At 57.2% G+C, this 24,178-nt stretch carries 26 protein-coding genes; 16 read left to right on the plus strand and 10 right to left on the minus strand.

Annotation, left to right across the window (positions count from 1 at the left end):
• Nucleotides 1-113: 113 nt before the first annotated feature.
• From KCR01S_RS08660 to KCR01S_RS08695, 8 genes are all read left to right on the plus strand, one after another.
• A complete protein-coding gene (locus tag KCR01S_RS08660) occupies nt 114-935 on the plus strand; it encodes a shikimate dehydrogenase family protein (RefSeq protein ID WP_061282119.1) in 822 nt (273 codons plus the stop codon).
• Nucleotides 932-2,626 carry an FAD-dependent oxidoreductase gene (locus KCR01S_RS08665; RefSeq protein ID WP_061282121.1) on the plus strand — a complete coding sequence of 565 codons (1,695 nt, stop codon included), beginning with the start codon at nt 932-934 and terminating at the stop codon, nt 2,624-2,626. Before KCR01S_RS08660 ends, KCR01S_RS08665 begins: the two co-directional genes overlap by 4 nt.
• Nucleotides 2,623-2,943 carry an NIPSNAP family protein gene (locus KCR01S_RS08670; protein ID WP_015965584.1) on the plus strand — a complete coding sequence of 107 codons (321 nt, stop codon included), beginning with the start codon at nt 2,623-2,625 and terminating at the stop codon, nt 2,941-2,943. The genes KCR01S_RS08665 and KCR01S_RS08670 overlap by 4 nt, the downstream gene beginning before the upstream one ends.
• 11 nt (nt 2,944-2,954) lie before the next feature.
• On the plus strand, nt 2,955-4,649 hold the full coding sequence (locus KCR01S_RS08675) for an FAD-dependent oxidoreductase (protein WP_061282124.1): 1,695 nt from the start codon (nt 2,955-2,957) through the stop codon (nt 4,647-4,649).
• Nucleotides 4,650-4,728: 79 nt separating this feature from the next.
• The gene (locus KCR01S_RS08680) at nt 4,729-5,532 is read left to right on the plus strand and encodes a sugar phosphate isomerase/epimerase family protein (RefSeq protein WP_061282126.1); all 804 of its coding nucleotides are present in this window, start codon (nt 4,729-4,731) and stop codon (nt 5,530-5,532) included.
• 13 nt (nt 5,533-5,545) lie between these two features.
• The gene (locus tag KCR01S_RS08685; protein ID WP_061282128.1) at nt 5,546-6,910 is read left to right on the plus strand and encodes an MFS transporter; all 1,365 of its coding nucleotides are present in this window, start codon (nt 5,546-5,548) and stop codon (nt 6,908-6,910) included.
• A complete protein-coding gene (locus KCR01S_RS08690; protein ID WP_082767951.1) occupies nt 6,907-7,926 on the plus strand; it encodes a Gfo/Idh/MocA family protein in 1,020 nt (339 codons plus the stop codon). The genes KCR01S_RS08685 and KCR01S_RS08690 overlap by 4 nt, the downstream gene beginning before the upstream one ends.
• Before the next feature lie 159 nt (nt 7,927-8,085).
• Nucleotides 8,086-9,450, plus strand: coding sequence for an MFS transporter (locus KCR01S_RS08695; protein ID WP_061282132.1), 1,365 nt, complete (start codon nt 8,086-8,088; stop codon nt 9,448-9,450).
• Between the two features lie 41 nt (nt 9,451-9,491).
• Here the strand turns inward: KCR01S_RS08695 and KCR01S_RS08700 are convergent, their stop codons facing one another.
• Complete coding sequence (locus KCR01S_RS08700) at nt 9,492-9,983, minus strand: YajQ family cyclic di-GMP-binding protein (protein WP_061282134.1); 492 nt, start codon at nt 9,981-9,983, stop codon at nt 9,492-9,494.
• A 179-nt stretch (nt 9,984-10,162) separates the two neighbouring features.
• Between KCR01S_RS08700 and panE the strand changes: the two genes are divergently transcribed.
• Both panE and yajL read left to right on the plus strand, forming a co-directional pair.
• Nucleotides 10,163-11,074: a 2-dehydropantoate 2-reductase gene (gene panE, locus KCR01S_RS08705; protein WP_061282136.1), complete on the plus strand. Its 912-nt coding sequence runs from the start codon at nt 10,163-10,165 to the stop codon at nt 11,072-11,074.
• A complete protein-coding gene (gene yajL / locus KCR01S_RS08710; protein ID WP_061282138.1) occupies nt 11,037-11,630 on the plus strand; it encodes a protein deglycase YajL in 594 nt (197 codons plus the stop codon). Before panE ends, yajL begins: the two co-directional genes overlap by 38 nt.
• A gap of 63 nt (nt 11,631-11,693) precedes the next feature.
• On the opposite strand, the gene thiI is transcribed toward yajL, so the two are convergent.
• On the minus strand, nt 11,694-13,142 hold the full coding sequence (gene thiI / locus KCR01S_RS08715) for a tRNA uracil 4-sulfurtransferase ThiI (RefSeq protein ID WP_061282139.1): 1,449 nt from the start codon (nt 13,140-13,142) through the stop codon (nt 11,694-11,696).
• A 199-nt stretch (nt 13,143-13,341) separates the two neighbouring features.
• Here thiI and xseB point away from each other — a divergent pair, with 199 nt between their 5' ends.
• The 4 genes from xseB (at nt 13,342) to KCR01S_RS08735 (ending at nt 17,404) form a co-directional block, all read left to right on the plus strand.
• Nucleotides 13,342-13,584 carry an exodeoxyribonuclease VII small subunit gene (gene xseB, locus KCR01S_RS08720; RefSeq protein WP_052283880.1) on the plus strand — a complete coding sequence of 81 codons (243 nt, stop codon included), beginning with the start codon at nt 13,342-13,344 and terminating at the stop codon, nt 13,582-13,584.
• A gap of 1 nt (nt 13,585) precedes the next feature.
• Nucleotides 13,586-14,485: a (2E,6E)-farnesyl diphosphate synthase gene (gene ispA, locus KCR01S_RS08725; RefSeq protein WP_061282141.1), complete on the plus strand. Its 900-nt coding sequence runs from the start codon at nt 13,586-13,588 to the stop codon at nt 14,483-14,485.
• Between the two features lie 18 nt (nt 14,486-14,503).
• Nucleotides 14,504-16,366: a 1-deoxy-D-xylulose-5-phosphate synthase gene (dxs, locus tag KCR01S_RS08730; RefSeq protein ID WP_061282143.1), complete on the plus strand. Its 1,863-nt coding sequence runs from the start codon at nt 14,504-14,506 to the stop codon at nt 16,364-16,366.
• A gap of 63 nt (nt 16,367-16,429) precedes the next feature.
• The gene (locus KCR01S_RS08735) at nt 16,430-17,404 is read left to right on the plus strand and encodes an aldo/keto reductase (RefSeq protein ID WP_061282145.1); all 975 of its coding nucleotides are present in this window, start codon (nt 16,430-16,432) and stop codon (nt 17,402-17,404) included.
• 60 nt (nt 17,405-17,464) lie between these two features.
• Here the strand turns inward: KCR01S_RS08735 and pgpA are convergent, their stop codons facing one another.
• The 6 genes from pgpA to nrdR all read right to left on the minus strand — a co-directional run bounded on the left by pgpA (nt 17,465) and on the right by nrdR (nt 21,547).
• Nucleotides 17,465-17,998 (minus strand): phosphatidylglycerophosphatase A, encoded by a 534-nt coding sequence (pgpA, locus tag KCR01S_RS08740; protein WP_061282147.1) that lies wholly within the window; start codon nt 17,996-17,998, stop codon nt 17,465-17,467.
• Entirely contained in the window at nt 17,949-18,920 is a 972-nt protein-coding gene (gene thiL / locus KCR01S_RS08745) for a thiamine-phosphate kinase (RefSeq protein ID WP_061282149.1), read from the minus strand. Before thiL ends, pgpA begins: the two co-directional genes overlap by 50 nt.
• A gap of 75 nt (nt 18,921-18,995) precedes the next feature.
• Nucleotides 18,996-19,415 carry a transcription antitermination factor NusB gene (gene nusB / locus KCR01S_RS08750; protein WP_052283886.1) on the minus strand — a complete coding sequence of 140 codons (420 nt, stop codon included), beginning with the start codon at nt 19,413-19,415 and terminating at the stop codon, nt 18,996-18,998.
• Between the two features lie 19 nt (nt 19,416-19,434).
• Entirely contained in the window at nt 19,435-19,905 is a 471-nt protein-coding gene (gene ribH / locus KCR01S_RS08755; RefSeq protein ID WP_001021161.1) for a 6,7-dimethyl-8-ribityllumazine synthase, read from the minus strand.
• A gap of 85 nt (nt 19,906-19,990) precedes the next feature.
• Complete coding sequence (gene ribD / locus KCR01S_RS08760) at nt 19,991-21,094, minus strand: bifunctional diaminohydroxyphosphoribosylaminopyrimidine deaminase/5-amino-6-(5-phosphoribosylamino)uracil reductase RibD (RefSeq protein WP_061282151.1); 1,104 nt, start codon at nt 21,092-21,094, stop codon at nt 19,991-19,993.
• A 3-nt stretch (nt 21,095-21,097) separates the two neighbouring features.
• Nucleotides 21,098-21,547 (minus strand): transcriptional regulator NrdR, encoded by a 450-nt coding sequence (nrdR, locus tag KCR01S_RS08765; protein ID WP_061282153.1) that lies wholly within the window; start codon nt 21,545-21,547, stop codon nt 21,098-21,100.
• A 151-nt stretch (nt 21,548-21,698) separates the two neighbouring features.
• Here nrdR and KCR01S_RS08770 point away from each other — a divergent pair, with 151 nt between their 5' ends.
• A complete protein-coding gene (locus tag KCR01S_RS08770; RefSeq protein ID WP_061282154.1) occupies nt 21,699-22,241 on the plus strand; it encodes a SadB/YajI family lipoprotein in 543 nt (180 codons plus the stop codon).
• A 293-nt stretch (nt 22,242-22,534) separates the two neighbouring features.
• Nucleotides 22,535-23,398 carry a nucleoside-specific channel-forming protein Tsx gene (locus KCR01S_RS08775; protein ID WP_061282156.1) on the plus strand — a complete coding sequence of 288 codons (864 nt, stop codon included), beginning with the start codon at nt 22,535-22,537 and terminating at the stop codon, nt 23,396-23,398.
• Nucleotides 23,399-23,486: 88 nt separating this feature from the next.
• Here the strand turns inward: KCR01S_RS08775 and KCR01S_RS24075 are convergent, their stop codons facing one another.
• Both KCR01S_RS24075 and yajD read right to left on the minus strand, forming a co-directional pair.
• A complete protein-coding gene (locus KCR01S_RS24075) occupies nt 23,487-23,594 on the minus strand; it encodes a type I toxin-antitoxin system toxin Ldr family protein (RefSeq protein ID WP_112203322.1) in 108 nt (35 codons plus the stop codon).
• 298 nt (nt 23,595-23,892) lie between these two features.
• A partial coding sequence (gene yajD, locus KCR01S_RS08780) for an HNH nuclease YajD (RefSeq protein WP_061282159.1) occupies nt 23,893-24,178 on the minus strand: 286 nt, incomplete at its 5' end.

Genomic DNA, 24,178 nt, shown 5'->3' on the forward strand with positions numbered 1-24,178 from the left:
CGATTATCGCACTGTCGGTGCGATTAACAACCAACCTGTCCGAATTCTGCGTTGTCGCTCACCGCTTCCATTGAAATACTCAAGCAACAGTTAGTTAACAATTGAGGTGAGAAATGGTAAGCGGATTTACTCAGATCGTCGCCGTTATCGGGCACCCTATTACTCAGGTGAAATCGCCGGATAACTTTAACCACTACTTTGCCAGTCAGAATATGGACAAGGTCATGATCCCGGTGGATATCGCCCCGGAAGCGGTCGCTGACTACCTGAACACCCTGCGCGGCTGGCACAATATGAGCGGCATTTTAGTTACCGTTCCGCATAAACAGCGGGTTGCCGGACTCCTCGACGTGCTCACGCCGCGCGCCCGTCATCTGAATGCGGTTAACTGCGTGCGCAAGCTGCCTGACGGGCGTTTAGAGGGCGACATGTTGGATGGCGTTGGTTTCCAGCGCGCGGCGCAGGCTCAGGGTTTCGAAGCCGCGGGAAAACGCGCCCTGCTCTCCGGCTGCGGCGGCGTCGGTAGCGCCATTGCCTGGGGGCTGTGCGAAGCGGGCATTGACACGCTGGCGCTGTACGATCGCGATGACGCCAGCCGCCAACGTTTGGCAAACCGCCTGGCGACCCACTTCCCGACCGTACACCTGACCACATTACCCACTTCACTGGCTGAATTCGATCTGCTGGTCAATGGCTCCCCGGCCGGTATGGCTGGCTTTGACTCACTGCCGTTGACGCCGGAACTGCTGGCGACGCTCACAACGAATACCCACGTCGCCGATGTCGTCACCGCACCGGTGATCACCCCGCTGCTGGCGTTTGCCCGCGAACGCGGATGCCGCACGCAGACCGGCCCTGAAATGGCGCTGGCGCAAATGCATTTGATGGGTGAATTCATTGGCGCTCTCCCACAACCGCAAGAGGCTACCGCATGAAAAGCTGGGATGTCATCGTCATCGGCAGCGGTGCTGCGGGCTTTGCCGCTGCCGTGACCGCCTGCTGTAAAGGGTTATCCGTACTGATGCTGGAGAAAGCCCCGCACTTTGGCGGCACCTCGGCGATTTCCGGCGGCGCGGTTTGGATTAACGATACCGACCAGGCGCGCAAACTGGGAAAAAACGGCAGCCCCGACGAGATGAAAACCTATCTGCGTACCATCATTGGCGAAGCCAACTATCGTCCGGAACTGGTGGAGACGTTTGTGAATGCCGGGCGCGACGCGCTGGCGTTTCTGGAACAAGAAGGGGCGGTGAAGTACAGCCTGCGCCCGCTGTCGCCGGACTATTACCCGGATGAACCTGGGGCGGTGGATGTTGGCCGCGCGCTGGAGGTTGTCGAGTACGACGGCCGCAAACTGGGGGCTCATTTCCGGACCCTGCGATCCCCGCCGCCGGGCATGCTGCTGTTTGGCGGCATGATGGTCAACCGCGTCGATATTCAACATTTCCTCGACATGCGTCGCTCCTGGGCCTCGTTCCGCCACTGCGGCAAGCTGCTGCTGCGCTACGGACGCGATCGTCTGCGCCATCACCGCGGTACCCGTCTGGCCATGGGCAATGCGTTAATCGCCCGTATGGCAACGCTGGCGCTACGCAAAGGTCTGGAATTACGCTTAAACGTGACGGTGAAGTCGCTCATCGAACACAACGACCGGGTGACCGGCGTTGAGATTGAGCAAAACGGCGAGTCCGCCACGCTGCACGCCCGCCACGGCGTGGTGCTGGCGGCGGGCGGTTTCGCCGCCGGGCGCATCGCGCCACAATTCCGCCCGGCAACGCAACAGCATTACACCATGTCACCCACAACCAACGACGGCGCGGCGTTCCAGCTTGGTCTTCGCGTCGATGCGAAACAAGGCCCCGACCTGCCCTCCAACTTTTTCTGGGCACCCGTTTCCGTGCTGCGTCACCCGGATGGCAGCGAAGAACGCTTCCCGCATCTGGTGACCGACCGCGCCAAGCCGGGCGTTATCGCCGTCAATCAGCGCGGCGTGCGCTTCGTTAACGAATCCAACTCCTATCACCATTTTGCCAGCGCCATGCAGCAGCAGGCAGAAAACGCACCGTGCTTTTTACTTTGCGATGCACAGGCGATGAAAAGCTACGGCCTGGGTCTGGCACGTCCGGCACCGGTCAACAACGATGCGCTGGTTAAGGCCGGCTACTTGTATAAAGCACAAAGCCTGGGCGAACTGGCCCAACAGCTAGGAATTGAACCGCAGCAACTGGAGCAGACCGTCGAGCGCTACAACCGTGATGCCCAAAATGGTCACGACACGGCGTTCCACAAGGGTGGCAACAGCTACAACCGCGCCATGGGCGACGCCGCCCATCGGCCAAATGCCTGTAACGCGCCGCTCACAGCCGCGCCGTTTTATGCCATCAAACTGTTCACCGGCGATTTAGGCACTTCCCGCGGGCTGGTCACCACCGCCGACGCGCAGGTGGTGAATCAGCAAGGTGTGCCTATCGGCGGGCTGTACGCCGTCGGCAACGATATGGACTCAATCATGGCGGGCACCTACCCCGGCCCCGGCATTACCCTCGGCCCGGCGCTGACCTTTGGCTACCTGGCCGCCATGCACATGGTTCAACAATCCCCACTCACTTCTGGAGAAAACGCATGATTTACGAAAAACGCACCTACACCATCAATCCCCTGAAAATGGCCGACTGGCTGGCGCTGTACAAAAGCGATGCCTATGCGGTACAGACCGAGCACCTGGGCAAGCTGATTGGCTTCTTCTTTACCGAAATTGGCGTGGTCAATCAGGTCGTGCATATCTGGGCGTATGAAAGCCTCGATGACCGTCTGGTTCGCCGTGGTCGTATGGCGCAGGACGAGCGCTGGCTGACCTTCTCACGCAAGAATCGAGAGCTGGCAGCGGTAGAGCGCCTGGAGTCAGTGCTGATGCGTCCGACCGACTTCTCGCCGCTGCAATAAGGAGTTCAACAATGAGCAGGCATGTTGAAGTGGATCTGCTGGTGGTTGGCTCGGGGGCGGCAGGGCTCGCTACCGCCGTCACCGCCGCGCTGCACGGCGCGCGCGTCCTGGTGGCGGAAAAAGAGTCGGTTATCGGCGGCACCAGCGCCTGGTCCGGCGGCTGGCTGTGGATCCCGCAAAATCCCCTCGCGCGCGAGGAGGGAATTGTGGAAGATGACGCCGCTCCGCTAGCCTATCTGCAGGCGGAAATGGGCGGTCTGGCCGCCGACGCACGCCTGCGTACCTTTTTACGCTACGGCCCGGAAATGGTGGAGTTTTTCCGCCAGAACACGGCGGTACAGTTCCTCTCCGGCAGTAAAATGCCGGACTTTCACAACAGCCACGGTTTTGCCACCGGCGGGCGATCCGTCACGGCTCAACCCTATGACGCCAGCGGATTAGGCGATTGGCTTCATCGCCTGCGCCCACCGCTGGAGACTATCAGCCTGGCGGGAATGGGCATTGCCGGAGGGGCGGATATGACGCACTTCTTCAATGCCACCCGTTCACCGCGTTCAGCGCTGTACGCCAGCCGCCGCCTGATACGCCATGGCTGGCAGCGCCTGCGTTACGGGCGCGGCCGCCATCTGGTTAACGGCAATGCGCTCATGGCGCGCCTGCTGCGCTCTGCACTGGACGCCGATGTCCGTTTTCAGCTTAACGCCCCGGTCTCTCGGCTATTGGAAGACAAAAATGGCGTGACCGGCGCGATCCTCGCTGGCGATGAGGGCGATATTCAGATCCATGCCCGCGCGGTTGTGCTGGCCTGCGGCGGTTTCCCGCACGATAAACAGCGTCTGGCAGAAAACGTTGCGCATGCGCGTCAGGGCTATGGCCACTTTTCTGCCGCCCCGCCGGGCAATCAGGGTGATGGTATTCGGCTGGGGGAAACCGTCGGTGGGCAGTTTGATACCTCGTTGAAAAACCCCATGGCCTGGGCGCCCGTTTCGCGGGTGTCGACCGCCAGCGGGCTACAGTTGGCGTTTCCTCATCTGGTCGAGCGCGCCAAACCGGGATTTCTCGCTGTTCGCCCAAACGGCAGGCGCTTCGTCAACGAAGCCGACTCCTACCACGACTTTATCGCGGCGCTGATTGACGCCACCCCGGAAGGCGAACAGCCGCTGGCCTGGCTGATTGCCGACAGCCGGGCTCTGCATCGCTACGGCCTGGGGCATGCGCGCCCGACGCCGTTCCCGGTCGAGGCCTGGCTGCGTACCGGCTATCTGCAAAGCGCGCCAACGCTCGATGCGTTGGCGGAAAAATGCGGCATTGACCGCGCTGAGCTCGGCGCTACCGTCGCACGCTTCAACGGTTTCGCCCATCAGGGACGTGATGAAGATTTCCAGCGCGGGGCCTCAGCCTACAACTGCGCACAGGGCGATGCCCGGCATCAGCCTAATCCGACGCTGGGCGCGCTGGAGCACGCGCCGTATTACGCCGTGCGCATTCTACCCGGCTCGCTCGGCTCCTTTAGCGGCCTGAAAACCGACGAACAGGCCCGCGTGCTGAATGCCGAACAACGCCCCATTCCCCGCCTCTTCGCCGTGGGGAACGATATGTCTAGCGTGATGCAGGGGTACTACCCCAGCGGCGGCATCACGCTGGGCCCTGCCATGACCTTTGGTTATCTGGTGGGGAAAAACCTGTCCGCAACGCTGAATAACTAAAAAAACACCTACGCATTTTTGCCAACGGAAGGCGCCAAACATAACAAAAAACCTTACCTGCAACCGTACTGGAGTCTTTATGAATATGCGTTCTCTGTCCCTTGCCGCCCTCACGGTGCTCGACGTATCACCGCCCGAGCAGGTGCGTATCGCAGCCCTCACCGGCTACAGCCACGTTGGCCTCCGGCTACTGCCCGCGACCCCTGACGATCCCAATTACGACATGCTGGGCGATACCGCGATGGTGCGCGAAACGCTCGCTGCCCTGCGCGATACCGGCATCCGCGTCTCCGACGTTGAGATTGTGCGTTTAACGCCGGACTTCAGCCTTGATGCGCTGCAACCATTCCTGGAAACCGCCGCCCGGCTGGAAGCCCAGCAGGTGCTGGTGGCCGGAAATGACAGCGACCTGCGACGTAGTGCGGATAACCTGGCACGACTGGCACAGGCCGGTGCAGCCTACGGCCTGACCATGAACCTGGAGCCGATGCCCTGGACGCAGATTCGCACCCTCGCCGATGCCCAGACGCTGATTAACGCCTGCGGGCAAAGCAACGTTGGCATTCTGGTGGATGCCATCCACTTCTGGCGCGCAGGGGAATCACTGGCGTCGCTGGCCGCTCTGGCACCGCAGCAGCTCAACTATATGCAGCTGTGTGATGCCCCGGCGTTGATTCCCACCGATACGCAAGAGCTTATCTACCAGGCCCGCTGCGCGCGCCAGGTGCCGGGGGAAGGCGGGTTGGATCTGCGCAGCCTGATGGCAGCGCTGCCCGCCACGCTACCGGTGTCGGTGGAAGTGCCGCTGGCCGGTGCTCAGGGGGCGCTGCCTGCCCAACAACGCGCCCAGCTGCTGTTTAACGCTGCACAATCTTTCCTGTAAACCGGAGCTCGCTATGTCACAGACTCAACGCCTGGATGTCAGAGAACTCATTAACACCAACCCACTGAGCCGTTACCAGAAACTGGTGATTTTCCTGGGGTTCTGCGTCATTGCACTGGACGGATTCGATATCGCCATCATGGGCTTTATCGCCCCCACGCTGAAGCAGGAATGGGGCGTCAGCAACCATGAACTCGGCTTTGTGATCAGCACCGCGCTGATTGGTCTTGCCCTCGGCGCACTGTTTTCCGGCCCGCTCGCCGACTGGCTAGGGCGCAAAAAAATCATCATTAACAGCGTCTTTTTCTTTGGCTTTTGGACCATTGCCACCGCCTTTTCGCAAAACATTGAGCAGATGATTTTCTTCCGCTTTATGACCGGACTGGGGCTGGGGGCCGCCATGCCGAACATGAGCACGCTGGTGTCAGAGTATGCGCCGGAACGCCAGCGCTCGTTTATTATCACCGTGATTTTCTGCGGCTTTACCTTTGGCGCCGCCATTGGTGGATTTGCCGCTTCGTGGCTGATCCCCCAGTTCGGCTGGCATTCGCTGATGGCGCTGGGCGGGATTCTGCCGCTACTGTTTGCCCCTCTTCTTATCTGGAAGCTACCGGAATCGGCGCGTTTTCTGGTGATCAAACAGGCCCCAGTCGCCCGCATTCACGCCATTTTGCAGCGTTTCTATCCCGGACAGGTGAGCGAAAACGTCAGCTTTATCCTGCCGCAGCAGCCGATTAACAGCAGCGCCATGCGCATTGTGCTGTCGCGTGATTATCTGTTCGGCTCGCTGATGCTGTGGCTGGTCTATTTTATGGGGCTGTTTCTGGTCTATATCCTCGGCAGCTGGCTGCCGACGCTGGTGAAAGAGATTGGCCTGACGGTCAGCCAGGCCGCCATCATGACCGCGCTGTATCAAGCGGGGGGCACCGTCGGTTCACTGTTTGCCGGCTGGCTGATGGATAAGATCAACCCGCACCGGGCGCTGGGGATTATTTTTGCCGTCGGCGGTCTGTTCACGATGGCTATTGGCTACGCCGGGGTTAACTTCCCGCTCCTGTGCTCGCTGGCCTTTGTCAGTGGTGCTTGTCTGAACGGGGCCAACACCGGAATGAATGCCCTGTCGGCACGCTTTTACCCCACCCAGGCGCGAGCCACCGGTTCAAGCTGGATGCACGGCGTTGGCCGTATCGGGGCGATCCTAAGCGCCTTTGCTGGTGCCGAAATGCTGGCGATGGGGCTCGATTTTAGATCAGTATTCCTGATCCTGGGGATCCCAGCCGCATTAACCGTCCTCGGACTCGCCGCCAAAAGCTATTGGGCCGCTGACCCCGTCGAGAATAAACCCGCCATCACCGCATCGCTGAGGAGCCCATCATGAGCCGTATTCGTCTTGCCGTTATTGGTGCCGGCGCCATCGGGCGCAAACATATTGATGTGATCAATCAGGTTCCACAGGCGGAGCTGGTGGCCATTGCCGATCCGTCACCGCAGGCCGAGGCGCTGGCGAGAACATTAGGCGTGGCGTGGTATGCCGAGGTGGAGGCCATGCTGGAACGAGCAAAACCGCAGGGGGTGATTAACGCCACGCCAAATACCCTGCACGTCCCCTGCGCCATCGCCTGCATCGAACGGGGGATCCCGGTGCTGGTAGAGAAACCGGTCGCCGAATCTCCGGAACGCGCGCAGGAATTGGTTTTGGCGGCACAAAAGCACGGCGTGCCGGTGCTGGTCGGCCATCACCGGCGGCATAATGCGCTGACCGCCGCAGCAAAGGCGCTGATTGATAGCGGTGAGCTAGGGAAGATTGTGGCGGTATCCGCACACTGGATTTTGCAAAAGCCCGACGACTATTTTGATGTCGCCTGGCGACGCGAGCCGGGTGCCGGGCCGCTGCTGGTCAACCTGGTTCACGATATTGACCTTCTGCGCTACCTGCTCGGCGAGATTGAAGAGGTGCAGGCAATGACCTCTAGCGCCACGCGCGGTTTTGCCAACGAAGACAGTGCGGTAGTCAACCTGCGCTTTGCCTGTGGCGCGTTGGGCAGCGCGGTGTTGAGCGATTGTGGCGTTAGCCCATGGAGCTGGGAAATGAACTCGGCGGAGAACGTCATATACGCCCACACGCCGGAAAACTGCTATCTGATTTCCGGCAGCAAAGGGGCGCTGGCCATCCCGCAGATGCGCTGGTGGCGCTACGGCGAGCAAAGCGGCTGGCATGCGCCGCTGTTGCAGGAAACGCTCAACGTTGAGCCGATCGACCCGTTTATTTTGCAGTTGCGCCACTTCCTGCAGGTGATCCGCGGAGAGGCAGAACCCATTATTGACGCCGCCGATGCGTTACGCTCGCTGGACGTGATTGACCTCATTCGGCAGGTCGCCCCTAAAGCCGCATAAATCCCCGCATCCCCCGGCAGCGGCAGTGCCGCCGGGGGATGGTTTTCTGTCTCTATTCCGCACAAATGATTCAATAATGTAATATTTGTTAATTAAGCGTCTGTTTACCCTGCCCGCTCCCCGCACTACACTACCCCCAGCTTTTATCTTGAGGTGGGAATGAACGATTACAAAATGACGCCCGGTGAGTTGCGCGCCACCTGGGGTTTAGGAACCGTATTTTCTTTGCGTATGCTCGGCATGTTTATGGTTCTGCCGGTTCTGACCACATACGGCATGGCATTACAGGGCGCTAGCGAAGCGCTGATTGGCCTGGCCATCGGTATTTACGGCCTGGCGCAGGCGGTATTCCAAATTCCTTTTGGGCTGGTCTCCGACCGCATCGGTCGCAAGCCGTTAATTATCGGCGGGTTGGCCATTTTCGTTTTAGGTAGCGTCATTGCCGCTATGTCGGATTCGATCTGGGGCATTATTCTTGGCCGCGCGTTACAGGGCTCCGGCGCCATTGCCGCCGCGGTCATGGCGCTACTGTCCGATTTAACTCGCGAGCAAAACCGCACCAAAGCGATGGCGTTTATCGGCGTAAGCTTCGGCGTGACTTTTGCTATCGCCATGGTGCTGGGCCCGATTATTACCCATAAGCTGGGGCTGCACGCGCTGTTCTGGATGATTGCCGGGCTGGCCACGCTGGGGATTTTACTGACCATTCTGGTGGTACCGGACAGTAAAAATCACGTCCTCAACCGTGAGTCCGGGATGGTGAAAGGCTGCTTTAGCAAAGTCCTGATGGAGCCCCGGCTGCTAAAGCTCAACTTCGGCATTATGTGCCTGCATATTCTGCTGATGTCGACCTTCGTCGCACTGCCGGGCCAGCTAGAGGCCGCCGGTTTTCCGGCCGCTGAGCACTGGAAAATTTATCTGGTGACGATGTTGGTGTCGTTCATTTCGGTGGTGCCATTTATCATTTACGCCGAAGTGAAGCGCCGCATGAAGCGCGTCTTTGTACTGTGTATTTCTCTGCTGCTGATTGCTGAGATTGTCCTGTGGGGCTCCGGCAACGCCTTCTGGGAACTGGTTATCGGTGTCCAGATTTTCTTCCTCGCGTTCAATCTGATGGAGGCGCTGCTGCCTTCGCTTATCAGTAAAGAGTCACCGGCGGGTTACAAAGGGACGGCGATGGGCATTTACTCCACCAGTCAGTTCCTCGGCGTTGCGATTGGCGGATCATTGGGCGGCTGGGTAGATGGCCTGTTTGATTCACAAACGGTGTTTCTTGCCGGCGCGCTGTTAGCCACCATTTGGCTATTGGTCTCAATGACCATGCAGGAGCCGCCTTACGTCAGCAGCCTGCGCATCGAGATCCCAAAAGATATCTCCGCCGACGATACGCTGCGTGAGCGTCTGCTGGCAACGAACGGCGTGAAAGAGGTGTTGGTGGTTGCTGAAGAACACTCAGCTTATGTGAAAATTGACAGTAAAGTGACCAATCGCTTCGAGGTTGAACAGGCGATCGCCGCGCACTAATTCAGACTGCCCGCAGGACAACGCGGGCAGCCTTGAGACAATCAGTCGCGGAAGTTTTTGAACTGGAACGGCTGACCGAGATCGCCGCCGCGTACCAGCGCCATTGCGGACTGTAAATCATCGCGCGCCTTGCCGGTCACGCGGATCTCTTCGCCCTGAATCTGCGTCTGGACCTTCAGCTTGCTGTCTTTAATCAGCTTAACGATCTTCTTCTGAACCGCGCTCTCAATCCCCTGCTTCAACTTGGCTTCGACATACCAGGTTTTCCCGCTGTGGACGAAATCTTCCGGCACATCCAGCGACGTCCCTTCAATGCCGCGTTTAAGCAGCTTGGCGCGCAGAATATCCAGTAGCTGATTGACCTGGAAGTCAGATTCGCTCAGCACCTTAATCGTCTTATTCGCATCGTTGAGTTCAAAAGTGGCTTCAACACCACGAAAATCAAAACGAGACTCGACTTCGCGGCTGGCGTTATCAACCGCGTTGCGTGCTTCCTGAAGATCGACTTCAGAGACAATATCGAAAGATGGCATCTTTTCCCCTCCCTTAGTTTCTTTTGCGTTGCATAATACCTGCAACGCGGCATAACTCAACTTGTTATCCCCGGAAGCTGAGCTGATAGCGCTATACTCACACTACTCGCATCGCAGTCAGCGTGAAGTATGACATACCAGCAGCATCTGGTGTGGTCGGTAGAAGGTCAGGAGGATGTTTGAAAATCACGGTATTGGGATGTGGCGCGCTGGGTCAGCTATGGATGACGGCGCTCCACAAAAAAGGATTTGAAGTACAAGGCTGGTTACGCGTACCTCAGCCCTTCTGTAGCGTTAATCTGTTAGAGCTGGACGGCACTATTTTTAACCAGTCGCTCATCGCCAACGATCCCGACTTCCTGGCGCAAAGCGATCTGCTGCTCGTGACCCTGAAAGCCTGGCAAGTTTCCGACGCCGTCAGAAGTCTGGCGTCCCGTCTTCCGGTGACGACGCCGATTCTGCTGATTCACAATGGCATGGGCACGCTGAACGAGCTTAACGATCTCAAGCAGCCGATATTGCTGGGCGCCACCACGCAGGCCGCGCGCCGCGACGGCAATGTGATTATCCACGTTGCCAACGGTACGACCCACATCGGTCCAGGCAAACGCTATGACCACGACTACAGCCAACTTGCGGAAACGCTGCAAGAGGTGCTGCCCGACGTTGCCTGGCACGACAGCATTCATTCTGCCATGTGGCGAAAGCTTGCCGTCAACTGCGTGATCAACCCGCTCACCGCGCTGATGGATTGCAAAAACGGCGATTTACGCGACCATCAGGAAGACATTGCCCGCATCTGCGAAGAGGTGGCGATGACCATGACGCGGGAAGGATTTCATACCTCGCCGGAAAGTCTGTTATTTTATGTTAACCAGGTGATTGACCTGACAGCGGAAAATATCTCTTCCATGCTGCAGGACATCCGCGCACTTCGGCATACGGAAATCGACTATATCACCGGCTTCCTGCTCAAACGCGCGCGGGCGCACGGCATTCCGGTGCCGGAAAATACCCGCCTGTATGAACTGGTTAAACGTAAGGAGAGTGAATATGAGCGCGTCGGCACTGATTTGCCTCGCTCCTGGTAGTGAAGAAATGGAAGCGGTCACCACGATAGATTTATTAGTGCGTGGCGGTATCCAGGTCACTACCGCCAGCGTTGCCGGCGATGGCAATCTGACCATTACCTGCTCACGCGGCGTTAAGCTACTGGCCGATGCCCCGCTGGTTGAAGTGGCCGACGGTGATTTTGACATCATCATCCTGCCGGGCGGTATTAAAGGCGCTGAGTATTTCCGCGACAGCCCGCTGCTGGTCGAAACGGTGAGACAATTTCATCTCTCCGGGCGCATCGTCGCCGCCATTTGTGCGGCCGCCGCCACCGTACTGGTCCCGCACGATCTCTTCCCGATCGGGAATATGACCGGCTTCCCGGCGCTGAAGGATCAGATTCCAGAAGGCCAGTGGCAGGATAAGCGCGTGGTCTGGGATCCGCGCGTTAACCTGCTCACCAGCCAAGGGCCGGGAACGGCTATCGATTTCGGTCTGAAGATTGTCGAGCTGCTGGTCGGGCGTGAAAAAGCCTATGAAATTTCCACACAGCTGGTGATGGCGGCGGGCATTTATAACCACTACGAAGCGTAGTTCTGCGCTCGCAGGCAATAAAAAACCCGGCAATGCCGGGTTTTTTATTATGAAGATTTACGCTTACGGGCGGTAAACCTTCACGTTGGTGAAGCCCTGCTCGCGCAGATACAGCGCCTGCAGACGGCTCATCACGCCGCGTTCACACCACAGCAAATAGGTTTTGCTCTGGTCGAGATCGCCAAACTGCGTGCTCAGCTTGTAGAACGGCAGCGACGCTACTTCCACGCCTTCCACTTTCAGCGGCTTATCGTCCTGCTCATCCACCGAGCGGATATCCAGAATCACGTCGTTTTCAGCAAAACCGCTCACGGTTTCCACTTCCACCACTTCCTGCTGGGTCTGCTGGGCGATATCACGGATGTCGACGTTGTTCGCTTCGGCAACCACTTTATCCAGAATGCTGAAGTCAAAGTTCGCTTCTTCGGCCTCGATTTTCGCCTTCACCGCTTTGATGGTTGGGCTTTTCGAGATAACACCGCAGTATTCCGGCATGGTACGAGCAAAATCTTCGGTGCCGATTTCGCGCGCCAGATCGATGATGTGCTCTTTATCGTGCGAGATCAGCGGACGCAGAATCAGGGTGTCAGAAACGTTGTCGATAAGACGCAGGTTGGTCAGCGTCTGGCTGGACACCTGACCCAGCGCTTCACCGGTGACCAGCGCCTGTACGCCGTAGCGTTCAGCGACCTGCGATGCCGCGCGAACCATCATGCGTTTGAGCACCACGCCCATCTGGCCGTCTTCCACTTTCTCGAGGATTTCGCCCACTACCGGCTCGAAGTTGATTGCCACAAAGCGCACGCGGTGAGAACTGCCAAAGCGGTTCCACAGATAATGAGCCACCTGACGTACGCCAATTTCATGCGCTGCACCGCCGAGGTTGAAGAAGCAGTAGTGCACGCGGCAGCCGCGACGCATCAGCATATAGCTGGAGACGCCGGAGTCGAACCCGCCCGAGATCAACGACAGTACGTCTTCCTGAGTACCAATCGGGAAACCACCGATGCCTTCATAGCGCCCTTTCACCAGCAGCAGGCGATCGTTTTCGATTTCGAGGTTAACCGTCACATCCGGGTTAGTCAGCTTCACGCGCGCCGTTTCGATGTGCTGATTCAAACCGCCGCCAACGTAGCGTTCCACTTCGATAGAAGTGAACTCATGCTTACCGCGACGTTTAACGCGCACGCAGAAGGACTTGCCTTCCAGCGCTTCGCGCCACAGCGGCAGCGTCTGCTCAAAGATATTGTGCAATGAGGTAAATGGAACGTCTTCCACTTCCAGAATATGGTGAATACCTGGAATACGCGTCAGCGCGTCGCGGAGGATCAGGCGTTTGTCTTCATCTTTGGAACGCACTTCGATGTGATCCCAGTGACGAACAACGGCGAGCGTTTCATCGTGATTTTTAAGAACGTTACGAATGTTCCCGGTTAAAATTTTAATAAAGCGCAAACGCACAGTTTGGCTTTTGATGGTGATTTCCGGGAACAATTTAATGATAAACTTCATGGCGGCAATGGTTCGTTGGCAAGCCCGACGGGGCTTTAGGCAAAAAGATGTATCGCAGTGCACCGTTGTTACCGAGGGAGCCTGCGTCCAGGACGCGAAGTATACCATCATCCCGCTTACCATTGCGTGTTATTTGCTTCACGCCCAGACTCCGTTACCATAGACGCAGTCGCGACATAACAAGAGCCAAAAATTCACTATGCCAAAGAAAAATGAAGCCCCGGCCAGTTTTGAAACCGCATTAACCGAGCTGGAGCAGATTGTTAACCGTCTAGAAAGCGGCTCTCTGCCGCTGGAAGAGGCGTTAAACGAATTTGAACGTGGCGTGCAGTTGGCACGTCAGGGGCAGACAAAACTGCAACAAGCGGAACAACGCGTGCAGATCCTGCTGGCCGATAACGAAGACGCACCTTTAACGCCTTTCACTCCGGACGCCGAATAAAATGGATTTCTCGCAACAGCTCAATGCCTGCGTAGAACAGGCAAACGACGCGCTGCGCCGTTTTATTGCTCCGCTGCCGTTTCAGAACACTCCTCTGGTTGAGGCCATGCAATATGGCGCATTATTAGGCGGTAAACGTCTGCGCCCGTTCCTGGTGTACGCCACCGGGAAAATGTTCGGCGTCAGCACCACCACGCTCGATGCGCCAGCCGCCGCAGTGGAGTGTATCCACGCCTATTCGCTGATGCATGACGATTTACCGGCGATGGACGATGACGATCTGCGCCGCGGCCAGCCGACCTGCCACATCAAATTTGGCGAGGCGAGCGCAATTCTGGCCGGAGACGCGCTGCAAACGCTGGCGTTTTCTATACTCAGTGATGCACCGATGACGGAAGTCTCTGACCGCGCTCGCCTGGCGATGCTGTCTGAGCTGGCTACCGCCAGCGGCGTAGCCGGAATGTGCGGCGGCCAGGCGCTGGATCTGGAAGCCGAAGGGCAACAGGTTAATCTGGAAATGCTGGAGCGTATTCACCGCCATAAAACCGGCGCGCTGATTCGCGCCGCTGTCCGTCTGGGCGCGCTGAGCGCCGGTGAACAGGGGCGTAACGCGCTGCCATTGCTGGATAAGTACGCCGAAAGCATCGGCCTGGCGTTCCAGGTTCAGGATGACATTCTGGATGTGGTGGGCGATACTGCGACCCTCGGAAAACGCCAGGGTGCCGACCAGCAGCTCGGCAAGAGTACCTATCCTGCATTACTGGGCCTTGAGCAAGCCCGGACAAAAGCCAGTGACCTTATTGCAGATGCCCGCCAGTCGTTAACGGAACTGGCCGCGCAGTCACTGGATACCACAGCACTGGAAGCGCTAGCGAACTACATTATCCTGCGCGATAAATAAACAATAAATGAGTCTCCGATGAGTTTTGATATTGCCAAATACCCGACACTGGCACTGGTCGATTCCACCCAGGAATTGCGCCTGTTGCCAAAAGAGAGCCTGCCGAAGCTATGTGACGAGCTACGTCGTTACCTGCTCGACAGCGTGAGCCGTTCCAGCGGACACTTTGCCTCCGGGCTTGGCACGGTGGAACTCACCGTGGCGCTGCATTATGTCTATAACACGCCGTTCGACCAGCTTATCTGGGACGTTGGTCACCAGGCCTATCCGCACAAAATTCTAACCGGGCGTCGCGACAAAATCGGCACCATCCGGCAGAAAGGCGGCCTGCACCCGTTCCCGTGGCGCGGCGAAAGCGAGTACGACGTGCTGAGCGTCGGCCACTCCTCAACCTCTATTTCAGCGGGTATCGGCATTGCCGTGGCGGCTGAAAAAGAGAATAAACAGCGTCGTACCGTCTGCGTCATTGGCGACGGTGCCATTACTGCCGGTATGGCGTTTGAAGCCATGAACCACGCGGGTGATATCAAGCCCGATATGCTGGTGGTGCTCAACGACAACGAAATGTCGATCTCGGAAAACGTCGGCGCGCTCAATAACCATCTGGCGCAGCTGCTTTCCGGCAAGCTCTACTCCTCCCTGCGTGAAGGCGGTAAGAAAGTCTTCTCCGGCGTTCCGCCGATTAAAGAGCTGCTCAAACGCACGGAAGAACACATCAAAGGCATGGTGGTGCCGGGTACGCTGTTTGAAGAGCTGGGTTTCAACTATATCGGGCCGGTTGACGGCCATGACGTGGTCGGGCTGGTCAATACGCTCAGGAACATGCGCGATCTGAAAGGCCCGCAGTTCCTGCACATTATGACCAAAAAAGGCCGTGGCTATGAGCCCGCCGAAAAAGATCCCATCACCTTCCACGCGGTGCCTAAATTCGATCATACCAGCGGTAAACTGCCGAAAAGCAGCGGTGGCCTGCCGTCGTATTCGAAAATCTTCGGCGACTGGCTGTGCGAAACTGCGGCCAAAGATGCCAAACTGATGGCGGTCACCCCAGCCATGCGTGAAGGCTCCGGCATGGTGGAGTTCTCCAAAAAATATCCCGACCAGTATTTCGATGTCGCGATCGCCGAACAGCACGCGGTGACCTTTGCCGCAGGTCTGGCGATTGGCGGCTATAAACCGATTGTGGCGATTTACTCGACCTTCCTGCAGCGTGCCTACGATCAGGTGATCCACGACGTCGCCATCCAGAAGCTGCCGGTGCTGTTTGCCATCGACCGCGCGGGTATCGTCGGCGCCGACGGGCAGACGCACCAGGGGGCATTCGATATCTCCTACCTGCGCTGCATCCCGGAAATGGTCATCATGACGCCAAGCGATGAGAACGAATGTCGCCAGATGCTGTACACCGGTTATCACTACGCTGATGGCCCATGCGCAGTGCGCTATCCACGCGGTTGCGGCACGGGCGCTACGCTTGAGCCGTTGGCAAAACTGGCGCTGGGCAAAGGTGTCATCAAACGTGAAGGCGAGAAACTGGCGATTCTCAACTTTGGTACCCTGCTGGCGGATGCCGAGATCGTCGCCGATAAACTCAACGCCACGCTGGTCGATATGCGCTTTGCGAAGCCGCTTGATGAGACGCTGATCCTTGAGATGGCTGCGCGCCATGAATCGCTGGTGACGCTGGAAGAAAACGCCATTATTGGCGGTGCGGGCAGCGGCGTGAACGACGTGCTGATGGCGCATCGTAAACCGGTGCCTGTGCTGAATCTTGGCCTGCCTGACTTCTTCGTCCCACAGGGAACGCAGGAAGAGGCGCGCGCCGACCTCGGTCTCGACGCGGCAGGCATTGAGGCGAAGATCGCGGCCTGGTTGGCATAATCCCCCCTATCGCTCCTGCTATGCTTAAAGGTAAACCTCTTACCCGCTAGCAGGAGCTGAATCATGCAATACCATCTCTTAGGACAAACCGACCTCCGGGTTTCCCGCCTTTGCCTGGGCTGTATGACCTTCGGCGAACCGGACCGGGGCAAACACGCCTGGACGTTGCCGGAAGACAGCAGCCGTCCCATCATTCAGCGCGCCCTCGAAGGCGGCATCAATTTTTTCGACACCGCCAACAGCTATTCCGACGGCAGCAGCGAGGAGATCGTTGGCCGGGCGCTGCGCGACTTCGCCCGGCGTGACGACGTCGTGGTGGCCACCAAGGTCTATCACCAGGTGGGCGATTTAGAAGAAGGCCTTTCACGCGCGCAGATTTTGCGTTCCATCGACGACAGCCTGCGCCGTCTTGGCATGGACTATGTCGACCTGCTGCAAATTCATCGTTGGGACTACCGCACGCCCATTGAAGAGACGCTGGAAACGCTGGACGAGGTGGTAAAATCGGGCAAAGCCCGCTTCATCGGCGCCTCTTCAATGCATGCCCGTCAGTTCGCCCACGCGCTGGCGCTGCAAAAAACCAACGGTTGGGCACCATTTGTCACCATGCAGGATCACTACAATTTGATTTATCGCGAAGAAGAGCGCGATATGCTGCCGCTGTGCGTCCAGGAAGGCGTGGCGGTGATCCCGTGGAGCCCGCTGGCGCGTGGCCGTTTGACCCGCCCTTGGGGGGAAACCACGGCGCGGCTGGTATCCGATGAGTTTGGTCAGACGCTCTACAGCACCACTGAAGACAACGATGAGCAAATTGCCGGGGAACTGGAGCGGGTTGCCGAAGAGATTGAAGCCAGCCGCGCGCAAACGGCGCTGGCGTGGTTGCTGAGTAAACCTGGAGTGGCAGCACCGATTATCGGGGCATCGCGTGAGGACCAGCTCGATGAGCTGTTAAACGCCGTCGATATTACGCTAACGCCGGAGCAGATTTCGGCAATGGAGTCACCGTATCAGGCGCATCCGGTGGTGGGATTTAAGTAACGGAGTTTCCCCCTAACCTTCTCCCTAATGGGCGCAAGGTTAGGGGGAAGGGTCAACGCGTCACAGAATGTGATGCCCCACGACGTACAGGATCCCCGCCGAAATCACCCCAGCGACGATGTCATCGACCATAATGCCCATGCCGCCGTGAATGTTGCGATCAAACCAGCGGATTGGCCACGGTTTCCACATATCCAGAATACGGAATACCACAAACCCGGCCAGCACCCATTGCCAGCTGATGACCGGGATCGCCATTAAGGTTATCCACATGCCGATAAACTCATCCCACACGATGCTGCCGTGGTCATGGGTCTGCATGTCGCGCGCCGTGCGGCGGCAGATATAAACGCCGATACAGATGCCGAACATCACCACCAGCGAATAGATCTGCAGCGGTAAAAAGGTCAGCAAATACCAGAACGGAATAGAGGCAAGCGACCCCATCGTTCCCGGAACTATTGGGCTTAAACCGCTACCAAACCCAGTCGCCAGCAAGTGCCAGGGATTGCGTAAGTTTAGGCGGCTTTTTGCGATATCGTGCCTAGCCAAAGTGATCGTACCCCTTCCAGTCCAGCGTGACCGCCTTTCCATCTTGTGTAAAATTCAGCCCTTCCACATCGGCGCTAATTTGCCCAATGCAGGTAAACGCCGTACCGAGCTGCCCCAGCGCCACTTCCAGCGCACCGCGGTTCAGTTCAGGAACGGTGAAGCACAGCTCATAATCCTCGCCGCCGGACAGCGCATAGCGGCACGCCTGCTCAGGTGCGACGTGGCGCATCATGGCCCCGGAGTACGGCAGCATATCCAGCTCGACCCGCGCCCCTACCCCACTGGCCTTCAGAATATGGCCCAGATCGGAAATCAGCCCGTCGGAGAGATCGATAGCCGAGCTGGCGAGATCGCGCAGCGCCTGCCCTTGCAGCACGCGCGGCGTCGGGCGCAAATGGCGCTGGCGCAGATAGGCAGCATCTTCCGGCGCATCGATCGTCAGTTGATTCAACAGCAGAGCCAGCCCGGCGGCGCTGTCGCCAGGCGTCCCGGTGACGTAAATCCAGTCGCCCGGTTTCGCTCCTGAGCGCTTGAGCGCACGCCCCACCGGCACATAGCCGTGGATACTGAGCGTCATCGCCAGCGGGCCCTTGGTGGTGTCACCGCCAATCAGCTGCATATCGTAGTAGTTTAGCTGCTCAAACAGGCTATCGCTGAACGCCGCCAGCCAGTTTTCATCGACTGAAGGCAACGTCAACGCCAGCGTTAGCCATGCAGGATCGGCGCCCATTGCGGCCAGATCGCTGACGTTAACCGCCAGTGCTTTATAGGCCAAATCAGCCGGGTCGATATCAGGAAGGAAATGGTTACCCGCGACCAGCGTGTCGGTGCTGATTGCCAGAGTCTGTTTTTCGGGGATGTTGAGTAACGCGCAGTCGTCACCGATACCGGTTTCTACATCAAGACGGGCGTTTCGTACTCGGTCAAAATAACGGGCAATCAGGGAGAATTCGCCGCATGCCATACGTTATGCCTCAGCAGAAGGATAAAACAAGGCCGGGGAAAGCGAATACACAGCGCTCTCTCACCGGCCTACAGGTTACTTTTTGCGGGGACGAATGGCAGGAGCGGCTTTATCCAGCACGCCGTTGACGAACTTGTGGCTGTCTTCAGCGCCAAAGGTTTTTGCCAGCTCGATTGCTTCGTTGATAGCCACTTTGTACGGCACATCATCACGCTTAGACAGCTCGAACAGCGCGATGCGCAGCACGGCTTTCTCAACCTGACCCAGCTCTTCGAGCAGACGGGACAGATATGGCTTCATCAATCCATCGAGGTACGCGCTGTTAGTCGCTACCCCGGACAGCAGTTCACGGAAGTACACGACGTCAACATCTTTAACGTCTTGTTCCGCCAGGAACTGGTATTCAACATCAGAGATGTCGTTCTGGGACAACTGCCAGGAATAGAGCGCCTGGACGGCACACTCACGGGCGCGGCGACGAGCAGCAGGTTTCACGGATTTCCCCTTACAAAAATCAGGCCTTGATGGCTTTCAATACATTAATCATTTCAAGCGCGGTCAGTGCAGCTTCTGCACCTTTGTTACCGGCTTTTGTGCCAGCGCGTTCGATGGCTTGTTCAATACTTTCGGTGGTCAGAACACCGAAGGCTACCGGGATTTCGCTGTCCTGAGCGACGTGCGCCAGGCCATTGCTTGCCCCACCAGCAACATATTCGAAGTGAGCAGTACCGCCACGGATAACTGTACCCAGTGCAATCACCGCATCATATTTACCGGTTTTTGCCAGTGCGCCCGCTGCCAGCGGCAGTTCATAAGCGCCAGGAACCCAAACAACGGTGATATTTTCATCTTTAACCTGACCAATGCGTTTCAGGGCGTCGATAGCACCTTCCAGCAGGCTGTCATTGATAAAGTTGTTGAAACGCGCGATGGTGATGGCGACGCGAGCGTCCGGGGTAGCAACGTTAGCTTCAATAATGTTCATACTCTTCCTTTGGGTTCATTTGCCCCGCAGGGGGGCGGATTTTATCATAATATTCTGGGCGCTGCTTCCTCTAATTAGGAATGCCTCACGCAGTCGTTAAATGCAGGCAGACATCCGGGCCAACCTGACGTATCTCATTGAATTTGAAATGGGGGGCCTGGCTCAGTTTCTCAAGGCCCGGCAGCACACATAATCCGCGTGCATCACTTCCTAACAGTTTAGGCGCCAGATAGACGATAAGCTCATCCACCAGTCCCGCTTCAATCAGCGCTCCGGCGAGGGTAGGACCTGCCTCGACCCAGATGCTGTTAACCTGCTGTTTTCCCAACTGCATCATCAACAACACCAGATCGAGATGGCCGTTATGCTCCGGCACCATCAGCGTTTGCAAGCCCTGCGGCCAGCTACGGGTATCTGCTGTAGTGCGGGCGAACAGCGTTTCCCCCGGCTGCTGCACAATGCGATGCTCCGGCGTCACGCGATTGCCGCTGTCGATAACAATACGCAGCGGCTGACGCAGGTTTTCCAGCGGATAGAGGCTTTGGGTATCGGCGCTCAGTTCGTCCCAGCGTACGGTTAACGCCGGATCGTCAGCTAACACGGTCGCGCTGCTGGTTAAAATAGCATGGCTTTCGGCGCGCAGGCGCTGCACGTCACGGCGAGCCTGCGGCGAGGTGATCCACTGGCTTTCGCCGCTGGCCATCGCCGTACGTCCGTCGAGCGACGCACCAAGCTTAAGCTGAATATACGGAAAACCGGTGCGCATCCGCTTGAGGAAACCTTTATTCAGCGCTTCGGCTTCGTTCATCATCAGCCCATGACTGACTTCAATGCCGGCCTGCTGTAAACGGTATAGACCTCGCCCAGCGACCTGCGGATTCGGATCCTGCATCGCGGCAACCACGCGCGCGACGCCCGCAGCAATTAACGCGTCGCAGCACGGTGGCGTGCGGCCATGATGACTGCACGGCTCAAGGGTCACGTAGGCGGTTGCGCCTTTCGCTTTCTCACCAGCCATACGCAGCGCATGCACTTCCGCATGCGGTTCACCGGCACGGTAGTGGAAGCCTTCACCGACAATTTCGCCCTGATTTACAATCACGCAGCCAACGCGCGGGTTCGGATGGGTAGTGAATCGCCCACGCTGCGCCAGCTTCAGGGCGCGCGCCATATACATCTCATCGTGCATAGCTTAATCCTGTAAGCGGGCGATCTCTTCGCCAAACTCTTTGATATCTTCAAAGCTGCGGTAAACCGACGCAAAGCGGATGTAGGCGACTTTATCCAGCTTTTTCAGCTGTTCCATCACCAGGTTACCTAAAAGTTTGCTCGGTACTTCACGTTCACCGGTGGCGCGCAGATGCGATTTGATGTGATTAATCGCCATTTCGACGTCATCAGCGCTCACCGGCCGTTTTTCCAGTGCTCTCAGCATGCCGCTACGCAGCTTGTCTTCGTTAAACGGTTCACGCACATCATTACTTTTGACAACGCGCGGCATCACCAGCTCAGCCACCTCAAAGGTGGTGAAACGCTCATTGCACACCAGGCATTGTCGACGGCGGCGAACGGAGGAACCTTCTCCCACAAGGCGGGAGTCAATTACTTTAGTGTCTACGGCGAAACAGAATGGGCAGTGCATACGACGTCCTGACGGTGAGGGCTAATGGAATCTATTTTACCCTGAACTGACGAGACAACAAAGGAACAGCGCTTTTGAGACAATGGATCGATGTCAAATGCCCCATTGCGCGCTACCATTGCGTTATCCCGAAAAGAAGGAAACAGACAGAATGACAAGACGTTACCTAAGAATTGCCCTGCTGGGAAGCCTCGTCAGCCTGACCGCGTGCGCGCAACAGTCAGAAGTGAAGCAGATGCACCAGAGCATTAGCACGCTGAGCGCGGAAATGACGCAGCTGAATAAAGAAACCGTGAAGATCACGCAGCAAAACGCACTCAATGCGAAATCCACGCGCGGTGCTTACCTGCTGCCCGGAGCAAACACCCCGGCACGCTTAAACAGCCAGGTGGGAACGCTGCGTATGTCTCTGCGCAATATTGCCGCCAACGCCCAGGGCACCGCGTTAACGCTGCGTATCCAGGGGGAGTCCAACGATCCGCTTCCGGCCTTTACCGGCACCGTGGAGTGGGGGCAAATCCAGGGCACTACCGAGCAGTATCAGGAAGTCAACGTAAGCAACCAGCTGTTTTCCGCGCCGGCAAGCGTGCTGGCGCCGAGCGATGTCGACATTCCGCTGCAGCTTAATGGCGTGACGCCAGACCAGCTGGGCTTCGTGCGTATTCACGACGTTCAGCCGGTTAACGCGCAGTAATCCTCTTATTGGCGTCGTAAATGGTTAGCCACAACGACGCCTTTGCTCCCCTCTTTCTCCCGCCATTTTCTGTATGTAAAAATTTGCAATAATTCACCCCATCAGTACAATCGCCGCGTCTAATCTACGCAAACGTGAACGCAATCGATTACGCACTTGAAAAATGTGTGAAGTGCGACTGATTTTCGTGAGCAAGGATTCATATAATAGGCACGCAGAAATACGAAACATTTAGAAAAACTTCGGTGATAAAAATCACTCTCTTTCGAATTATTTTATTAGTGGCATAAAATATGAAAAAAACATTACTTGCAGCCGGTGCGGCGCTGGCGCTTTCCGCCTCTTTCACTGCTAACGCAGCAGGCGACTCTCAGCCGGAATATGTTTCCGACTGGTGGCACCAGAGCGTCAACGTGGTAGGTAGCTACCACACCCGTTTCTCTCCAAAACTGAACAACGACGTTTACCTGGAATACGAAGCGTTCGCTAAAAAAGATTGGTTAGATTTCTACGGTTACATCGATATCCCAAAAACCTTCGATTGGGGTAACGGCAACGATAAAGGCATCTGGTCCGACGGTTCTCCAATGTTTATGGAAATCGAACCACGCTTCTCTATCGACAAGCTGACCGGTGCTGACCTGAGCTTCGGTCCGTTCAAAGAGTGGTACATCGCTAACAACTACATCTACGATATGGGTGATAACAAAGCCAGCCGCCAGAGCACCTGGTATATGGGTCTGGGTACCGATATCGACACCGGCCTGCCAATGAGCCTGTCCATGAACGTGTATGCTAAATACCAGTGGCAGAACTATGGCGCAGCCAACGAAAACGAGTGGGACGGCTATCGCTTCAAAGTGAAATACTTTGTTCCGATTTCCGACCTGTGGGGCGGCAAGCTGAGCTATATCGGCTTCACCAACTTTGACTGGGGCTCCGATCTGGGCGACGAACCAAACCGTACCAGCAACTCCATTGCTTCCAGCCACATCCTGGCGTTGAACTACGATCACTGGCACTACTCTGTCGTTGCTCGTTACTTCCATAACGGCGGCCAGTGGAAAGGTGGGGATACTCTGAACTGGGGCGAAGGCGACTTCAGCGCCAAATCGACCGGCTGGGGTGGTTACCTGGTTGTCGGTTACAACTTCTAAGTTCGCTCGCGCAAAAAAGGCCAGAGGAAATCCTCTGGCCCGTTTCGAGCGCATGCTGCCACGCGGCGGCCAACGCGCCCACCTCGCATTATCTCCTGCTATGCCACCAGCCTAAAAAAAGACCGGCCGCAATACTGGCCAGCGTAGGCGCTGTCAGATCGTGCCAGACAATAATGCACACTTCAGTAAGCGACATATAACCGCCTTGGTTGCAATGGCAACGGTTCGCGGCTATCCTCAACTTGTCTAGAGATAGGATTGCCCCCGTTATGTTGCCGGTAAATACCGAACAATGTGCGGGGGTTTTCTCTTTCCAGCGACAAGGCCACCGGGGATCACGCCCCCGCAACACTGCGCCTCACCGGGTTACCCGGCTTGCCGCTGATTCTACTCCGCCTGTCGATATCCACACGGATTCCATACCCAACAGGTAAAAAAAATCCCAATCTTGCGATCGGGATTCCATTGGTAAAGCGCGCGTGATGCGACGCGGATTATTTCTTTTTATTCATCATCGCTTGCAGATTGGCAAACGGGTTGTAGGTCGCTTCGCCCACATCTTTCTGCGCATCCTCTCCAGCAATCACCGTTGAACCGTATTGATCCGCCTCGGTGTACTTCGAGTGCTCGTGGTCGTGGCAGTAGAGGCACAGCAATTCCCAGTTGCTCCCGTCTTCCGGGTTATTGGTGTGGTCGTGATCCATATGGTGAACCGTGAGCTCACGCAGATTTGAGTAAACAAATTCACGCGAGCAGCGGCCGCAAACCCACGGAAACAGC

The organism is Kluyvera cryocrescens NBRC 102467 (assembly GCF_001571285.1).
GTDB lineage: Bacteria > Pseudomonadota > Gammaproteobacteria > Enterobacterales > Enterobacteriaceae > Kluyvera > Kluyvera cryocrescens.

Excerpts from the sequence above, each read along its gene's own strand:
- ribH (WP_001021161.1), bottom strand. The coding sequence starts at position 19,905 with ATGAACATTATTGAAGCTAACGTTGCTACCCCGGACGCTCGCGTCGCC.
- thiL (WP_061282149.1), bottom strand. The coding sequence starts at position 18,920 with ATGGCATGCGGCGAATTCTCCCTGATTGCCCGTTATTTTGACCGAGTA.
- KCR01S_RS08775 (WP_061282156.1), top strand. The coding sequence starts at position 22,535 with ATGAAAAAAACATTACTTGCAGCCGGTGCGGCGCTGGCGCTTTCCGCC.
- ispA (WP_061282141.1), top strand. The coding sequence starts at position 13,586 with ATGGATTTCTCGCAACAGCTCAATGCCTGCGTAGAACAGGCAAACGAC.
- KCR01S_RS08680 (WP_061282126.1), top strand. The coding sequence starts at position 4,729 with ATGAATATGCGTTCTCTGTCCCTTGCCGCCCTCACGGTGCTCGACGTA.
- nrdR (WP_061282153.1), bottom strand. The coding sequence starts at position 21,547 with ATGCACTGCCCATTCTGTTTCGCCGTAGACACTAAAGTAATTGACTCC.
- KCR01S_RS08735 (WP_061282145.1), top strand. The coding sequence starts at position 16,430 with ATGCAATACCATCTCTTAGGACAAACCGACCTCCGGGTTTCCCGCCTT.
- KCR01S_RS08670 (WP_015965584.1), top strand. The coding sequence starts at position 2,623 with ATGATTTACGAAAAACGCACCTACACCATCAATCCCCTGAAAATGGCC.
- thiI (WP_061282139.1), bottom strand. The coding sequence starts at position 13,142 with ATGAAGTTTATCATTAAATTGTTCCCGGAAATCACCATCAAAAGCCAA.
- pgpA (WP_061282147.1), bottom strand. The coding sequence starts at position 17,998 with ATGGAAAGGCGGTCACGCTGGACTGGAAGGGGTACGATCACTTTGGCT.
- KCR01S_RS08690 (WP_082767951.1), top strand. The coding sequence starts at position 6,907 with ATGAGCCGTATTCGTCTTGCCGTTATTGGTGCCGGCGCCATCGGGCGC.
- KCR01S_RS08675 (WP_061282124.1), top strand. The coding sequence starts at position 2,955 with ATGAGCAGGCATGTTGAAGTGGATCTGCTGGTGGTTGGCTCGGGGGCG.
- KCR01S_RS08695 (WP_061282132.1), top strand. The coding sequence starts at position 8,086 with ATGAACGATTACAAAATGACGCCCGGTGAGTTGCGCGCCACCTGGGGT.
- dxs (WP_061282143.1), top strand. The coding sequence starts at position 14,504 with ATGAGTTTTGATATTGCCAAATACCCGACACTGGCACTGGTCGATTCC.
- yajL (WP_061282138.1), top strand. The coding sequence starts at position 11,037 with ATGAGCGCGTCGGCACTGATTTGCCTCGCTCCTGGTAGTGAAGAAATG.
- KCR01S_RS08770 (WP_061282154.1), top strand. The coding sequence starts at position 21,699 with ATGACAAGACGTTACCTAAGAATTGCCCTGCTGGGAAGCCTCGTCAGC.
- xseB (WP_052283880.1), top strand. The coding sequence starts at position 13,342 with ATGCCAAAGAAAAATGAAGCCCCGGCCAGTTTTGAAACCGCATTAACC.
- KCR01S_RS08685 (WP_061282128.1), top strand. The coding sequence starts at position 5,546 with ATGTCACAGACTCAACGCCTGGATGTCAGAGAACTCATTAACACCAAC.
- KCR01S_RS08660 (WP_061282119.1), top strand. The coding sequence starts at position 114 with ATGGTAAGCGGATTTACTCAGATCGTCGCCGTTATCGGGCACCCTATT.
- KCR01S_RS08700 (WP_061282134.1), bottom strand. The coding sequence starts at position 9,983 with ATGCCATCTTTCGATATTGTCTCTGAAGTCGATCTTCAGGAAGCACGC.
- ribD (WP_061282151.1), bottom strand. The coding sequence starts at position 21,094 with ATGCACGATGAGATGTATATGGCGCGCGCCCTGAAGCTGGCGCAGCGT.
- KCR01S_RS08665 (WP_061282121.1), top strand. The coding sequence starts at position 932 with ATGAAAAGCTGGGATGTCATCGTCATCGGCAGCGGTGCTGCGGGCTTT.
- KCR01S_RS24075 (WP_112203322.1), bottom strand. The coding sequence starts at position 23,594 with ATGTCGCTTACTGAAGTGTGCATTATTGTCTGGCACGATCTGACAGCG.